This is a genomic window from Shimia sp. CNT1-13L.2 (assembly GCF_024331145.1).
In the GTDB taxonomy this organism is placed as follows: Bacteria; Pseudomonadota; Alphaproteobacteria; order Rhodobacterales; family Rhodobacteraceae; genus Shimia.
In genome coordinates this window covers 410,281-424,663 of sequence record NZ_JANDJO010000003.1, presented here as the reverse complement: position 1 = coordinate 424,663, position 14,383 = coordinate 410,281, and the positions used below count along the sequence as shown (strand labels likewise).

At 58.3% G+C, this 14,383-nt stretch carries 14 protein-coding genes; 8 read left to right on the top strand and 6 right to left on the bottom strand.

Annotated features, from left to right (window positions below):
* Positions 1–43: 43 nt before the first annotated feature.
* On the bottom strand, positions 44–1,582 hold the full coding sequence (locus NNA36_RS08900; protein ID WP_255106471.1) for a calcium-binding protein: 1,539 nt from the start codon (positions 1,580–1,582) through the stop codon (positions 44–46).
* 226 nt (positions 1,583–1,808) lie between these two features.
* Here NNA36_RS08900 and NNA36_RS08895 point away from each other — a divergent pair, with 226 nt between their 5' ends.
* Positions 1,809–2,354 (top strand): peroxiredoxin, encoded by a 546-nt coding sequence (locus NNA36_RS08895; protein WP_255106468.1) that lies wholly within the window; start codon positions 1,809–1,811, stop codon positions 2,352–2,354.
* A 164-nt stretch (positions 2,355–2,518) separates the two neighbouring features.
* On the opposite strand, the gene NNA36_RS08890 is transcribed toward NNA36_RS08895, so the two are convergent.
* A complete protein-coding gene (locus tag NNA36_RS08890; protein ID WP_255106465.1) occupies positions 2,519–3,418 on the bottom strand; it encodes a DUF6456 domain-containing protein in 900 nt (299 codons plus the stop codon).
* Between the two features lie 441 nt (positions 3,419–3,859).
* Here NNA36_RS08890 and NNA36_RS08885 point away from each other — a divergent pair, with 441 nt between their 5' ends.
* Positions 3,860–4,153 (top strand): DUF6477 family protein, encoded by a 294-nt coding sequence (locus NNA36_RS08885; RefSeq protein WP_255106463.1) that lies wholly within the window; start codon positions 3,860–3,862, stop codon positions 4,151–4,153.
* Positions 4,154–4,165: 12 nt separating this feature from the next.
* Here the strand turns inward: NNA36_RS08885 and NNA36_RS08880 are convergent, their stop codons facing one another.
* Positions 4,166–5,710 (bottom strand): trimethylamine methyltransferase family protein, encoded by a 1,545-nt coding sequence (locus NNA36_RS08880; protein ID WP_255106461.1) that lies wholly within the window; start codon positions 5,708–5,710, stop codon positions 4,166–4,168.
* Between the two features lie 147 nt (positions 5,711–5,857).
* The gene (locus NNA36_RS08875) at positions 5,858–6,556 is read right to left on the bottom strand and encodes an MgtC/SapB family protein (RefSeq protein WP_255106459.1); all 699 of its coding nucleotides are present in this window, start codon (positions 6,554–6,556) and stop codon (positions 5,858–5,860) included.
* 147 nt (positions 6,557–6,703) lie between these two features.
* Here NNA36_RS08875 and guaA point away from each other — a divergent pair, with 147 nt between their 5' ends.
* The 6 genes from guaA to NNA36_RS08845 all read left to right on the top strand — a co-directional run bounded on the left by guaA (position 6,704) and on the right by NNA36_RS08845 (position 12,851).
* Positions 6,704–8,263, top strand: a complete 1,560-nt coding sequence (gene guaA / locus NNA36_RS08870) for a glutamine-hydrolyzing GMP synthase (RefSeq protein WP_255106457.1) — start codon at positions 6,704–6,706, stop codon at positions 8,261–8,263.
* Between the two features lie 143 nt (positions 8,264–8,406).
* Positions 8,407–8,760 (top strand): hypothetical protein, encoded by a 354-nt coding sequence (locus tag NNA36_RS08865; RefSeq protein ID WP_255106455.1) that lies wholly within the window; start codon positions 8,407–8,409, stop codon positions 8,758–8,760.
* Complete coding sequence (locus tag NNA36_RS08860) at positions 8,757–9,614, top strand: DMT family transporter (RefSeq protein WP_255106453.1); 858 nt, start codon at positions 8,757–8,759, stop codon at positions 9,612–9,614. The genes NNA36_RS08865 and NNA36_RS08860 overlap by 4 nt, the downstream gene beginning before the upstream one ends.
* A 133-nt stretch (positions 9,615–9,747) precedes the next feature.
* Positions 9,748–10,872, top strand: a complete 1,125-nt coding sequence (locus NNA36_RS08855; protein WP_255106451.1) for an OmpP1/FadL family transporter — start codon at positions 9,748–9,750, stop codon at positions 10,870–10,872.
* 103 nt (positions 10,873–10,975) lie between these two features.
* Positions 10,976–11,893 (top strand): DMT family transporter, encoded by a 918-nt coding sequence (locus NNA36_RS08850; protein ID WP_255106836.1) that lies wholly within the window; start codon positions 10,976–10,978, stop codon positions 11,891–11,893.
* A 100-nt stretch (positions 11,894–11,993) separates the two neighbouring features.
* Positions 11,994–12,851, top strand: a complete 858-nt coding sequence (locus NNA36_RS08845) for an ATPase (RefSeq protein ID WP_255106449.1) — start codon at positions 11,994–11,996, stop codon at positions 12,849–12,851.
* Positions 12,852–12,867: 16 nt separating this feature from the next.
* Here the strand turns inward: NNA36_RS08845 and NNA36_RS08840 are convergent, their stop codons facing one another.
* Together NNA36_RS08840 and NNA36_RS08835 are read right to left on the bottom strand one after the other, a co-directional pair.
* Positions 12,868–13,254: a hypothetical protein gene (locus tag NNA36_RS08840; protein WP_255106446.1), complete on the bottom strand. Its 387-nt coding sequence runs from the start codon at positions 13,252–13,254 to the stop codon at positions 12,868–12,870.
* 15 nt (positions 13,255–13,269) lie between these two features.
* On the bottom strand, positions 13,270–14,256 hold the full coding sequence (locus NNA36_RS08835; RefSeq protein ID WP_255106444.1) for a hypothetical protein: 987 nt from the start codon (positions 14,254–14,256) through the stop codon (positions 13,270–13,272).
* Positions 14,257–14,383: the final 127 nt, after the last annotated feature.

Below are 14,383 nucleotides of genomic sequence, written 5' to 3'. Positions count from 1 at the left end.
GCCAGAGACGCATAGCCGCTATGACCGTGCCTCTGGCAGGGTGTCAGAGAATGAAGTCGCTGGCCCCAAGCAAAGAGAAATCCAGCCCCTTGATGATGATCGCCCCATCCCCTCCGAGCATCGAAAGGTCGATCAGGGTGAAGTCGGATTTGAGATCGGAGGCTGCGGCAAGCAGATCGGCAGGAAAGTTGGCGACTTCGATGCCAAAGCTGCTCAAGTCGATCCGGTCCTGACCATTGGTGAAGTCAGCGATGAGGTCATTGCCAGCGTCGCGGTTGAACACAAAGATGTCGGCGCCAGCCCCACCGCTCAGCACGTCATCACCGCGTCCGCCGGCAAGCAGGTCGGCACCGCCTCCGCCATAGAGCGTGTCATCTCCCATGCCGCCGTAGATGTCGTCGGCCTGCCCTCCTCCCAACAAATGATCCTGTCCTTTACCGCCATTGAGCAGGTCGGTGCCGATACCGCCGTTCAGAGTATCCTCGCCGCCTTTACCAAAAAGACTATCGCTTCCCTCTGCCCCCATCAGATCATCATTGGACCTGCCGCCATACAGGGTGTCGTTGCCCTTGCCGCCATCGACTTTTCCATCCACCGAACCAAGGCCGCCACGGTAGATGTCGTTGCCCGACACCAGAAACACGTTCCCCGAAATGTCCCCGGCATTGCGAAGGAGATCGGCACCGTCCCCGGTGCGCACGTCCCCGATCATGTCACCAAGGTTTCGCAGGACAATATCTTCGCTCGAAATCCCGTAAAACGCCCAGTCGTTACCAATGACCGTGCCGGTGTTTTTCACCTCCAGCCCAAGTCCCGATACATGGTTTATCGCCGTTGTCCCGGCCTCGATCGTGCCGGAATTGGCGAGGTAATTGTCGTCACCCGACAGTTGAACGCCACTGCTTTCCCCAAGGATTTTCCCGGCATTGACCAATTCGAATCCACTGGCATCGCTCTGAACGCCGGTCACACCTGCCAGAATGTCCCCTGTGTTGAGGACACTGACATTCTTTCCGTAATTACTGATCCCCTTGGATGCCGAAGAAATTGTGCCTTCGTTTGCAATGTTGGAGTTGTCCGAAGACCCGCCCAGTCCGAGACCGGCATTCGAACCTGTCACAAACCCGCGGTTCATCACGTCGGCGGTCTGGGAAATTCTGACCCCCTCGTACCCCTCGATCGTGCCGGTGTTCGTCAGGCGAGACCCATCGCCACCCAGACTGACACCATAGAAGCTAGTGGAATAGACGCTGCCTTGCACGCTGATATCGGAATCTTCCGCATAAACCGAGATGCCCGTGAGCTCTGATGTCACGCTGCCGTCTTGGGTGACAATGACAGTGTTATCCACCGCAAGGCTCGGATCGGTGATGTCGCCCAATTCGATCCCATAGTATCGTGAAGACACGATAAGACCCTCAACGATGATAATGCGGCCATCATTGCCTGATGCGGCATTGATCGCGGGGAGCCCCGTCGTCGACACGATGACGTTCGCCGTGCGTGCAACCAAAAGCGTGTCATACGAGATATGGTAGTTGATTGAAAATGTATTACTGGAAGACGAAACGATTGTAGGCATAAGAATTCCTTAAGAAAACGTGGTTTACAAAAAGTTAATTTGAACCGGCTCTTGGTGAGCGGCCTGCGTAAATATGCATCTTCTTAACTGTTTAATGAGCCCGCTGTCCACCGCCCACACAACGACCATGCGGAAAGTCGTCACCTCGGCCGCAAGGCGGATTGCACCGAAATTAGAATCGTTTTAAACACCCCGCGATTGCAATCTTCTCATGAGGAATCCCCCGATGCATACAGGCGTAAAAGTCCCCGCAGTGACCTTCAAAACCCGTGTTCGCGACGAAGCCGTTGGCGGCCCCAACCCCTTCCGTTGGCAGGACATGACCTCGGACGATTACTTTGCTGGCAAGCGCGTTATCCTGTTCTCGCTGCCGGGCGCCTTCACCCCCACCTGCTCGACCTACCAACTGCCGGGCTTTGAAAAAATGGCCGGCGAATTCGCTGAGCTGGGCATCGACGAAATCTACTGCATGTCGGTCAACGACAGCTTCGTGATGAACAAATGGGCCGAGTCGCAGAACCTCGAAAACGTCAAGGTCATCCCGGACGGTTCGGGCGAATTCACCCGCAAGATCGGCATGCTGGTCGCCAAGGACAACCTGGGCTTTGGTGCACGTTCGTGGCGCTATGCCGCCATCGTCAACAACGGCGTTGTTGAAGCATGGTTCGAAGAGCCCGGCCTGGAAGACAACCACGGTGAAGACCCCTATGGTGTCTCCTCGCCGGAAAACCTGATGGACCACCTGAAAGCGGCCAAGGCAGACGTCGCATAAGTCTTGCGACATCCGGAAAGTTTGAACGGTCCGTGCCTCATGCACGGACCGTTTCTTTTTGCAGCAACGCAAAGCGGAGAATGTGTTGGGCGGCGCAACAGATGTGCGCCGCCCCTTCGCTCGCTGTTGGCTCAAAACTTCAAGCGATAAACCCAAGGAGGGTCCTACCCGATCATATGCCCTGCCTGCCCTGCTTGTGAACGATAATATTCACTCAACCGCGTCAGCGCGATGCGCAGAACGATCTTGCCGGAGCGCGCAGACCAGCCCAAACGCTTCTCGGTGCTCTCCAGACCCTCAAGAAAACAGCAGCATCTGAGCGTCACATCCGCAAGCCCCGTCCCCAACTCTTGCAGTGCCCCGACAACACGCTGACTTGCCTGCCCCGGTATGGTTGCAGTGCGTGTAGGCTCTGCCTGTTTCAGGGTCTCGTGATCGGTCAGGATCTGGTACCAGTCCAGCGCGGTTTCGGCATCGAGTTGCGCCAGTTCGAAATCCTCGCGCAGGCGCTCACCTGCCGCCACCTGTGCGTCATTCAGGAAGGGAGAGCCATCCCGATCCCGTCGCCTTGCAAGAGCGGCCAGCGGTGAGTCCGCGGCGGAGAACCGCTGCGCGATCACTTCCCCCATCGCAAGGTCCGGTGCACCATCAAAGACGGCCTGCGCCTCGGCAAACCCAACGGCCTTGCTTTCGGCCTCCGCCATCATCCGGTTCAGGGCAGATCGCCCGCAAGAGGTTATGATATAACGGGAAATTCGACCAGGCGAAGGGCATGTGATCCATTCTTTCAGGGCCAGCGCCTCGACAATGTCGCGCGCGACAACGGCCGTTCGTGTCTGGGCTTCGCCGGTTTCACGAACCACCACCGCTTTGTCCATGTCGGCCGCCACGGCCAACACGGCCCCCGTTTCGCAAAGACGGCGCAACACGCGCTGGGCCTCGGCATCGAAGGTCGTGGAATTCGGAAGGAAAGTGTCTGTATCGGCATGGTGCATGGTCTGGATCTCCTCGCGGGCTGAACTATCAACGCGGAAGTACAAACCGTTTGCCAGACGCATCAGCATGGCATCCACCAAGGGATCGTCCCGGCGGCATTCCAGACGCCTGATCTGCCTTGAAATCGTAGAGGGATGCGCGGCCGAGCGGCGCGCCAAGGACCGGATGGAGACACCCGTTTCAGTATGCTCCAGATACCGGAGAACATCCTGCGGTATCCACTGAGGCAGCCGATCCAATGTCCTTCTAGACTGCATGTATGACAGCCTCGAAAAGGTCAGAATGACACCCACAGTTACCCAAGAGTTATCCCCATACCTATCCACAAAACTAAAAACGATTCCTTACCTGGAAGTTAACGGTTGTCCGCTGGGAACAGCATTGTTTCGATTTTATGAACAGTGACGAAACCCTGAGTTCGCGGGAATCAAATTCACGCAACACCCGCTTAGGTTGTGCTTTCGTGATTGCCTCCGTCAGAAAAAACTCTTTGTTGGAGGCACACACTCATGAAAGATATCCTTGGCCATCTCAACACGCTGAAACGCCCCCGCCTATTGATCCGGGCCGCCCGCGCCGGCGTAGACGGCTACAGCCGCACCGAGCATCTGCAACGCCATTTCGGCTATGGCAAGCTGCCGCGAAATGCAGTCGCCCTTATGTCATTGATGGAGAAAGAAGCGCAACTGAATGACCAACGCCGCAAGGGGGATGCTGGGTATTCGCTTGTGTCACATGTAGACACACTTATTGCGATGATGGGAGAGGCGCAATTGATGCGCGCCTCTCGCCAAAGGGTATAGGGCAGAAGCGCCTCAGGTCATCGAATCCGGCATGGACGCCTTTTTCTTGGCCACGTATTCGTTCAGGGCCTCTTCGATACCAGCGTCCATTTCCGGCTTCTGGTAGTCTGCGAGAAGTTTCTCGACACGGCTCGTCGCCAGTTGGCGGGTGTCGCGCGCACCTTCTTCTTCCCAGGTCTCGAACGGTTTGTAGTCCAGCAGGTCCGACTTCCAGAACGCGGTCTTGAAGTTGGCCTGGGTGTGGTCACAACCGAGATAGTGGCCACCTGGACCAACTTCGCGGATCGCGCCCATGGCCTGCGCGTCCTCGTCATAGGGAACACCCTTGGCCAGACCGTGCAGCGTGCCCAGTTGGTCGGCGTCCATAACGAACTTTTCGAAGTCGGCCACAAGGCCACCTTCCAGCCAGCCACAGGCGTGCAGCATGAAGTTCACACCCGACATCAGACCCATGTTGAGCGAGTTGGCGGTTTCATACGCCGCCTGTGCGTCGGGCAGTTTCGAGCCACAGAACGAACCGGCCGAACGGAACGGCAGGTTCAGACGACGGGCCAACTGACCGGCACCATAGGTGACGAGCGAGGCTTCTGGGGTGCCGAAGGTCGGCGCACCAGAGCCCATGTCGATCGACGACACGAAGGCGCCAAAGATCGCGGGCGCACCGGGGCGCACCACCTGGCTATAGGCCACACCGGCCAGAACTTCGGCCAGAACCTGCGTCAGGGTACCAGCAACCGAAACCGGTGCCATCGCGCCGCCGACGATAAAGGGCGAGATGATGCAGGCCTGGTTGTTCTGGGCATAGACTTCGAGCGAGCCCATCATCACGTCGTCGAAGGTCATCGGCGAGTTGATGTTGGTCAGCGAGGTCATCACGGTGTTGTTCTGGACAAAGTCTTCACCGAACAGGATGCCCGCCATGTCGACCGAATCCTGCGCACGGCTGGGTTCGGTGACCGAGCCCATGAACGGCTTATCGCTCAGGATCATGTGCGCCATCAGCATGTCGAGGTGGCGCTTGTTCACCGGAATGTCGGTCGGTTCACAAACCGTACCGCCCGAGTGGTGGAGCCATTTCGACATATAGGCCAGTTTCACGAACTTGTTGAAGTCGTCCATGGTCGCGTAACGACGGCCACCGGCGGCATCGCGCACGAAGGGCGGGCCATAGACCGGTGCCAGAACCAGGTTGCGGCCACCGATTTCCACCGATTTGGCGGGGTTGCGGGCGTGCTGGGTGAATTGCGACGGGGCGGTCTTGATCAACTCGCGGGCCAGGCCGCGCGGGATGTGGACGCGTTCGCCCTTGACGTCGGCACCGGCGTTTTTCCAGCGTTCAAGCGCCGCCGGATTGTCAACAAAGTTGACACCGATTTCTTCGAGTACGGTTTCAGCGTTGTACTCGATGGTCTCGATCGCTTCTTCGTTCAGAACCTCGAAGTTCGGAATATTGCGTTCGATGTATTTTGCGGTCTCAAAGGAGACAGCGCCGCGTTCGGCGCGGCGGGCTGCGCCTCCACCACCACGGCTCCGACGACGTGCTCGCGCTTCAGTCATGTGCTTTCCTCACCAAAAAGCGTTTCTTTCCCCTACCGTGATACAAGTGCCGGCCCCAAAGCCAGAGAAAGATAACGGCCATTGAAGTTGAAAAGCGACATTCAGGGGGTATTCCAGCGACCTTGGCGCGATTTCCCCCTGCCCCGGCTACTCTTCGACCGACGATTCCCACGCAATCGCCACAACACCGGGGGCCAGCATCAGGGGCGCAATCAGGCTGTTCATTTCGTCTTCGCTCTTCTCGACCACGGAGATGCTGACCGAGAGCCTTTCGGTGCCGCTGCGCACACTGTCGCACTTCTCGAAACCTGTGATCTGAACGCCCTGCCCTGACAAAAGCTGCAGCGCCTGCGCCCTCAGATCGCTTTCCTTCTCGGTCTCGCAATCCACGATCACGCGGTATTCCAGCAACAGGGGAATGCCCGCCCGCGTTTTGCGTTTCAGCCATTTCACCAGCGGGCGCAGGCCAAGGTTCACGAACACCACCAGCCCCGTCGCCAGAACAGCAAAAGCCGGATAGCCCGCCCCGGCAATCAACCCAACCGCTGCCGAACACCACAGTGTTGCGGCCGTATTGAGGCCATGCACCGTAAAACCGTGCCGGAAAATGATACCCGCGCCGAGGAACCCGATGCCAGAGACCACCTGCGCGGCAACCCGTGTCGGGCTCACCTCGTCGGGAAACAACTGCGAGAAGACAACGTAAGTGGCGGCACCCAGCGCAACGAGAGCATTTGTCCGCAATCCGGCCATGCGCTGGCGCACCTGGCGTTCCGATCCGATCAACGCTCCGCAAAACAGTGCAAGCGCCAGATTGAGCGCCGCGCCTTCGATCCCGATAACCAATTCCTGCTCTCCCTGCCGTGATCCGTGGCTGATAAATCCGCGACGCTAATGGCGCGGAACAAGTCTTGGCAACAAAAACCTGTCTCTCCGCCTCTGTGACGCTCTTCATCTCTTGCGAAAATCACCACACTGGCCTATGCGGCACTCATGTCAGACAAATCCCATGCCCGCCTCCTGATCATCGACTTCGGCAGCCAGGTCACGCAGCTGATTGCGCGCCGCCTGCGCGAGCTGAACGTCTATTGCGAAATCCACCCCTATCAGAACGTCACCATGGACGTTGTCCGCGAGATGGCGCCCAAAGCGATCATCTTCTCGGGTGGTCCCGACAGCGTGACCCGCGAAGGCAGCCCGCGCGCGCCGCAGGAAATCTTCGACTACGGCGTTCCGATCCTTGGCATCTGCTATGGCCAGCAGGTCATGATGCACCAGCTCGGCGGCAAGGTCGAAAGCGGCCACGGCACCGCGGAATTCGGCCGTGCCTATGTGACCCCGAAAAACGAACTCGACATTCTCAAGGGCTGGTTCGAAGACGGCGACGAACAGGTCTGGATGAGCCACGGCGACCACGTCAGCGAAATTGCCCCGGGCTTTGAGGTCTATGGCACCTCGCCGAACGCGCCCTACGCGATCACCGCCGATACCAAGCGCCATTTCTATGCGGTGCAATTCCACCCCGAGGTGCACCACACCCCGAACGGTGCGAAACTCTACGAGAACTTCATCAAGCTTGCGGGCTTTACCGGCGACTGGACCATGGGCGCCTACCGCGAGGAAGCCATCAAGACGATCCGCGAACAGGTGGGGGATTCCCACGTGATCTGTGGCCTGTCGGGCGGCGTGGATTCCTCGGTCACCGCGATCCTGCTGCACGAGGCAATCGGCGATCAGCTGACCTGCGTCTTCGTGGACCACGGCCTTTTGCGCAAGGGCGAGGCCGAAGAAGTGGTCTCGATGTTCCGCGACAACTATAACATCAAGCTGATCCACGCCGATGAGACCGAGCTGTTCCTTGGCGAACTGGAAGGCCAGTCCGATCCGGAAACCAAGCGCAAGACCATTGGTAAGCTGTTCATCGACGTGTTCCAGAAACACGCCAACACCATCGACGGTGCTGAATTCCTTGCCCAGGGCACGCTGTACCCTGACGTGATTGAATCGGTTTCCTTCTCCGGCGGCCCTTCGGTGACGATCAAATCGCACCACAACGTCGGCGGCCTTCCCGAGAAAATGGGGCTAAAGTTGGTCGAACCGCTGCGCGAGCTGTTCAAGGACGAAGTTCGCGCGTTGGGCCGCGAGCTGGGCCTGCCGCAGTCGTTCATCGGCCGCCACCCCTTCCCCGGACCGGGCCTTGCGATCCGTTGCCCCGGTGAAATCACCCGTGAAAAGCTGGACATCCTGCGCGAAGCGGATGCGGTCTATATCGACCAGATCCGCAAGCACGGCCTTTACGACGAGATCTGGCAGGCCTTCGTCGCAATCCTGCCGGTGCGCACCGTTGGCGTCATGGGCGATGGCCGCACCTACGACTATGCCTGCGCCCTGCGCGCCGTGACCTCGGTCGATGGCATGACCGCGGATTACTATCCTTTCACCCACGAATTCCTTGGCGAAACCGCCACGCGGATCATCAACGAGGTCAAGGGCATCAACCGCTGCACCTATGACATCACGTCGAAGCCTCCGGGCACCATCGAGTGGGAATAACGATTGAAAGCGCCTCCTGAACAGAGGCGCTTTTCTTTTTTTCGGAACCCTGAAATTCTTCTCGAAGAATTTCAGACTGAAGAATTTTCTAGAAAACTCTGCAGCCTTGCCCCAAGAATGCAGCAGTCGTCAGGGAGCGGGTGATGTTCAGGAAAGTGGTATTGGGCGCAACCCTCGTCGCAGGGGCTGCAGGGGCGGACGCTCCCCTGACCTGCGAGGGCGTGGGACCGGATTGGGATCTCACTCTCGCCGAAGACAGCGCAAGCTTCACCTTCCAGCGCAGCGATCGTTTCGATGTGCCGCAGTCCAGCATCGCCGAAGGGCATGACTGGCCCCGCGCCTATACGCTGATTGCCGAATTCGACACGGCGATCCTGCTGGTCGACAAGGCAACATGCGCCCTTGGCGCTGATACATGGCCATTTAAAGCCCATGTCCTGACCCAGCGCGGGCAAACCCCGATCCTACTGACCGGTTGCTGCGCGGTGGCGGAATGAGCAATACGCTGAAAGCCGCGCTGTGGATGATCGGCGCGATCCTGTCCTTTTCCTCGATGGCGATTGCCGGGCGGGCGGTTGCCTTTGAACTCGATACCTTCGAGATCATGATGTACCGCAGTTTTGTCGGTGTCATCGTGGTGATTACCGTGACCTTCCTTGCAGGAACGCAAAGCCAGATCACCCGCAGATCGCTGGGGCTGCACCTCACCCGCAACGCGGCGCATTTTGCGGGCCAGAACCTGTGGTTCTATGCGCTGACACTTATCCCGCTGGCGCAGGTCTTCGCGCTTGAATTCACCTCGCCGCTTTGGGTGATCGTCCTGTCGCCGCTGGTGCTGGGGGAACGCCTGACGCGCATGCGCCTACTGGCCGCCCTGATCGGTTTCATCGGCATCCTGATCGTTGCCCGCCCCGGGGCAACACCGATCAACGCGGGCCTTGTCACCGCGGCGCTCTCCGCCATCGGGTTTGCCTTTTCCATCATGCTGACCAAGCGGCTGACCCGCACCGAAACCATCACCTGCATCCTGTTCTACCTCACAACCATGCAGGCCGTTTTCGGTATCATCTTTGCTGGCTGGGACATGGACATCGCCCTGCCTTCGGCCCAAAGCGTGCCGTGGCTCATCCTCATCGGCTTTGCCGGCCTGATCGCGCATTTCTGCCTGACAACAGCCCTCACCCTCGCGCCCGCAACCGTTGTCGTGCCCATCGATTTCGCCCGCCTGCCCGCCATCGCCGTTGTCGGAATGCTGTTCTATTCAGAGCCGCTGGACATCTACGTTCTGATCGGGGCCATTCTCATTTTCGGCGGCAACTACCTGAATATCCTGAATGAAACCCGCAAATAGGTGGCTTCCCTAAGGGAACATGTAACGGTTTTGCAACAATTCCCCTAGGTAAGGCACAATCTTTACGTTGGGTGACAAATTGACGCAAAATCAGCCAATTTGATTTTCTTCCCGGACTACTAGGGAGGAATACATGCAAACCACAAAAAACTGCCGCCTGTCCTTGGCGGCCTGCGGGCTCGTCTTATCGGCAAGCACCGCGCTCGCGGGCGGCCTGGACCGTTCCGGGCAGGGAATCAACCTGATTTTTGAAGAAGGCGACGCGTTCCAGCTTCGGTATCGCTACGTCGATCCCAGCTTGTCCGGCACAAGCCTGGTAGACGGCAGCTCGACCGGAGACGTCGGCCAAAGCTATGGCAATGCTCATTTCGGGTATAAGCAGGCATTGAATGACAAGCTGGATGTCGCGCTGATCTATGACGAGCCTTACGGCGCCCATGTCGAATATGATGCTGCATACTACCTGAGCGGCACACCGGCAGGCACCGGTTCTTCCCCGCTGGGCGTGCTGAGCGCGGAAGCGGATACCCAGGCTCTTACCGGCCTATTTCGCTACAAACTGGACGGCGGCTTCAGCCTTTTGGGCGGCTTGCGCCTGCAAACAGCCGAGGCTCAAATTACCGTTCCCGCCGCCGGGTATACGACGTCTTCGGACAAGCCCTGGGACCTTGGCTACATCGTCGGTGTTGCCTGGGAGAAACCAGAAATCGCCGCACGCGTTGCACTGACCTATAATTCGAGCATCAAACAGACCCTGAATTTGACAGAGCTACAGGTTCTGGCTGGACCCTCCACTCATTCAGCGAACATCGAAACACCGCAATCACTCAATCTGGATTTCCAGACAGGCGTTGCTGCCAACACGCTTGTGTTCGGTAGCATCCGTTGGGTCGATTGGTCCAATTTTGCCCTGACCTCGCCAAACTATCCGGGCGGCTCTCCGGCGGGCACGCTCGTCAGCTACGACGACGACGCAATCACCTATACGCTGGGTGTTGGTCGCAAGTTCTCCGAACGATTCTCTGGCGCCATTCAAGTAAGCTACGAAGAATCCCAAGGTGGAACGGTGTCGGATCTCGGACCATCTGACGGCTTCCTAAGCGTCGGTATCGGCGGAACCTATACGTCTGGAAACACTCAGTTCTCACTCGGTGTCAGCTATATCGATATCGGTGATGCTATAACAGACAACGGTGGCGTTTTCACGGGCAACGATGCCTGGGCCGCGGGTTTCCAAATCACCTATCACTTCGACTGATACGAAGGATCGTCGATACAGGCCAGCCCCGCCAGTCGGCGGGGCTTTTTCTTTGCGCAAGAAACGGAGTGATGGGTCTGCCGAACCCGTCTACACCGCCCGCATGACTGATGTTACCCAAACTTCGCTTTCCCCGCGCGCCTGGATCGAACTGCTTCTGCTTGGCCTGATCTGGGGGGGCGTGTTTCTTGCGGCCCGTCTGGCCTTGAACGAAGTCGGGGTTCTGACCGCCGTGGCACATAGGACCTTCTGGGCCGCGCTGGTGCTCTGGGCGGCTGTCAGGATGCTGCGATTGCCGGTACCGCGGGACCTGCGGACGTGGACCGCCTTCATGGTCATGGGCCTTCTGAACAACCTCATCCCCTTCTCTCTCCTGAACTGGAGCCAGCTTCACATCGAAAGCGGCCTTGCCTCGATCTTTAATGCGGCCACGGCCCCTTTCGGGGTGCTGGCGGCGGCGCTGTTCTTTGCGGATGAACGGCTCAGCCGCCGCAAACTCGCCGGTGTGCTGATCGGTTTCGCAGGCGTTGCAACCGCCATCGGCATCGACGCCATCCGCCATTTCGATCCGCGCAGCCTTGCCCAGCTTGCCGCGCTTGGCGCGCCGCTGTCTTATGCGCTGGCGGCCGTCTGGGCCCGCAAACACCTTGCCGGTCTCGCCCCGCATGTCTCGGCGGCGGGTATGCTGACCTGTTCGGCGCTGATCGCCGTGCCGCTGGCCTGGGCCGTGGATGGCCCCTTCGAGATGCAGCTTTCGGCCACGACCTATGCCGCACTGGCCTATTACGCGCTGATCGCCACGGCGGGCGCCTACCTGCTCTACTACCGGGTGCTCGACATGGCTGGCAGCGGCAACCTGTCCCTCGTGACACTGCTCATACCGCCCTTCGCCATCGTGCTTGGCGCCTTCGTCCTTGGCGAGGCCCTTGAGATGCGCGCCTTCGCAGGCTTTGGCATCCTTGCACTTGGCCTCCTCGTGCTTGATGGTCGCATTCCCCTGCCCGGACACAAGAAGAGCTAGGCCCAAACGCGACGATCCCACACACGCGGATGTCGGATTCCCATTTGACCCTTTCGAAGAGGCCCGCTACCAAAATGCGGAAATCTCTGAGGACCGGGCAATGATCTACACTTCCGCGCAGGACTGGCAGGCGGCCGACCGCAAAAAGGTGCTTTTGTTTGGCATGTCGGGCCTTGGCAAGACCCATGTCTCGAACATGCTGCGCGACAGCGGCGAATGGTTCCACTACTCGATCGACTACCGGATCGGCACCCGCTACATGGGCGAGTTCATCGCCGACAACGCCAAGCGCGAAGCCATGAAAAACCCGTTCCTGCGCGAGTTGCTGATGTCGGATTCGATCTACATCGGCTCGAATATCACTTTCGACAACCTCGCGCCCCTGTCGACCTATCTTGGCAAGCCGGGCAACCCCGATCTTGGCGGGGTCCCGTTTGACGAATACATGCGCCGTCAGGAACAGCACCACGCAGCCGAAGTGTCCGCCCTCTTGGATACCGTGCATTTCATCAACCGCGCACAGGACCTTTATGGTTATGACCATTTCGTCTGCGACACCGGCGGGTCCATCTGCGAGGTGGTCGACGCGGATGACCCCAACGATCCGGTCATGACCGCGCTGTCGAAAAACACCCTGATGGTCTGGATCAAAGGCTCGGACGCCCACGCCGATGAACTGGCACGCCGCTTTGACAAGGCGCCCAAGCCGATGTTCTACAAACCCGAATTCCTCAAAGCCCGCTGGAGCGAATACCTTGCCGAAAATGATATCGGCGAAGACGAAGTCGACCCCAACGCCTTCGTGCGCTGGACCTACTCCAAGGCCCTCGCCCACCGCCAACCACGGTATGACGCCATGTCCAAATGGGGCATCACCGTCACCGCCGAAGAGGTGGCCGAGGTGCACACGACCGAAGATTTCAACACCTTGATCGCCCGGGCGCTGGACAGGCGTTGAGCCAGCAAGGCAAGCGCTACAGGAAGACTCTAAGATCGCCGACAAGCTTGCTGAGAAACTCCGCGGCTTTCTTAAAGTCTTCTAGACCCGCGTTGATCTCCTTGATGTCCTTCAGGAACTTGTAGGCCTTGTCCGCAGCCTCCCGCAATTTCTTGCGTGTTTTCATCAGTTGCTCCGGTGTGATGAGCTTTTCCGCGATCAAATCGAGCGCCTCATCGTATTCGCGCCGCATCTCGGCACGCACTGCCTTCAGCGCATCGAAGCCCTCTCTGTCGCGGGCTCGGCGCAACCGAATGAGCTCACGTTCGGACTTGCTGTAGATCTTGGAAAAGTGGCCTCGAAGGATCTCCACGAGATGCAGTAGTTTGTCGAATTCGTTTTCGGGAATAACGCTCTGGTTCATGAAATTTCTCCTAAATTACAATTTGTTCACGGCCTCTAGCAGGGCCACGATACGCGATTGCGCTTCTTGAAAATCTTCAAGCGAGCCTCCGTTGGTGAGGCTCTTCAAAATAGCCGCGTGTGTGCGGCCGATGTCGGAATAAATCCGGTACCTGGCTTTCTCGTCGGCTTCGACGATATCTTTGTGGGCCTTTTCAATTGCCGCCAGTCCGGCCTCGGTTCCGGCGTCGAAATCCTCCAACGCAGTTGTCAAAAGTGCCGCTGTTGTCTCGAGACCTTCCTTTTCGCTTTCGTAGGCGATCAAAGCCAGTTGCACAGAAGCCCTGCGAACAAAGGGATCCGCGCTTTTTACCACGCTGCGAATTTTCCGATACTTGGCAGCTTCGGCAAGTTCCTTGGCCACCAGCCCCACGACTTCGGAAACAGCAGACAGCTTCTTGGCACTTCCCCCCTCACCGGTAAACTTTTCGGAGGCACGAACCGCGTCCACCAATCCGCCAGCGGCACCAATCGCCTCGGCAGCGGACGTTTGCAAGTCTGCTGCATTGTTACTCTCAGCCATAGCTTTGAGCGCCTTTGCATAGGCATCGAGATCGTTCCGGATCCCATTTGCATGGAAAGCTTGCGCCGTTTTCTTATCGGTAGCGGGCGCAATGTAAGCCGCAGTTTCCTGCACCATTGCCGTATCGTACACCGTTGCAACCTTCCGCCCTTTGGCATCCTTGGCGATCATCCTGCAGACTTTGGCAAAGTCCTTCTGAACCGCCCGGAGCGCGGGTTTTTTATGCAAACAAGTCTCGGCATCAGAACTGTGGTACTCCGCTCCCACGGCCACGAGGTCCAGTCGCCGTGCCTTGGCGACTTTCTTTCCGAAAGTAACTTCGTCGAAGTTCTTGTTCTCGGCGACAATGGCCGCGGCCACAGCATCGCTGAACTTTTCGATGTCGGGAGTAACGCTTGCAGCGCTACAGGCAGCGACGGTTGCCCCCACCATGGCGAGCATAGAATATCTCATGATATCACCTGTTCAAAAATAAATTGGTTCAAAACGTGACAACCACTCTACCATAAAGTGCGAACAACCCAAAGGCGATTTAGATCCGGACAATTCAAATTCCCTTGTTCGCACT

What these genes read in the sequence shown, in the direction of transcription:
- NNA36_RS08855 (WP_255106451.1), top strand. Translation starts at nt 9,748, where the DNA reads ATGCAAACCACAAAAAACTGCCGCCTGTCCTTGGCGGCCTGCGGGCTC.
- NNA36_RS08850 (WP_255106836.1), top strand. Translation starts at nt 10,976, where the DNA reads ATGACTGATGTTACCCAAACTTCGCTTTCCCCGCGCGCCTGGATCGAA.
- NNA36_RS08885 (WP_255106463.1), top strand. Translation starts at nt 3,860, where the DNA reads ATGAAAGATATCCTTGGCCATCTCAACACGCTGAAACGCCCCCGCCTA.
- NNA36_RS08895 (WP_255106468.1), top strand. Translation starts at nt 1,809, where the DNA reads ATGCATACAGGCGTAAAAGTCCCCGCAGTGACCTTCAAAACCCGTGTT.
- NNA36_RS08845 (WP_255106449.1), top strand. Translation starts at nt 11,994, where the DNA reads ATGATCTACACTTCCGCGCAGGACTGGCAGGCGGCCGACCGCAAAAAG.
- NNA36_RS08835 (WP_255106444.1), bottom strand. Translation starts at nt 14,256, where the DNA reads ATGCTCGCCATGGTGGGGGCAACCGTCGCTGCCTGTAGCGCTGCAAGC.
- NNA36_RS08900 (WP_255106471.1), bottom strand. Translation starts at nt 1,582, where the DNA reads ATGCCTACAATCGTTTCGTCTTCCAGTAATACATTTTCAATCAACTAC.
- NNA36_RS08880 (WP_255106461.1), bottom strand. Translation starts at nt 5,710, where the DNA reads ATGACTGAAGCGCGAGCACGTCGTCGGAGCCGTGGTGGTGGAGGCGCA.
- NNA36_RS08865 (WP_255106455.1), top strand. Translation starts at nt 8,407, where the DNA reads ATGTTCAGGAAAGTGGTATTGGGCGCAACCCTCGTCGCAGGGGCTGCA.
- NNA36_RS08860 (WP_255106453.1), top strand. Translation starts at nt 8,757, where the DNA reads ATGAGCAATACGCTGAAAGCCGCGCTGTGGATGATCGGCGCGATCCTG.
- NNA36_RS08840 (WP_255106446.1), bottom strand. Translation starts at nt 13,254, where the DNA reads ATGAACCAGAGCGTTATTCCCGAAAACGAATTCGACAAACTACTGCAT.
- NNA36_RS08890 (WP_255106465.1), bottom strand. Translation starts at nt 3,418, where the DNA reads ATGCTGATGCGTCTGGCAAACGGTTTGTACTTCCGCGTTGATAGTTCA.
- guaA (WP_255106457.1), top strand. Translation starts at nt 6,704, where the DNA reads ATGTCAGACAAATCCCATGCCCGCCTCCTGATCATCGACTTCGGCAGC.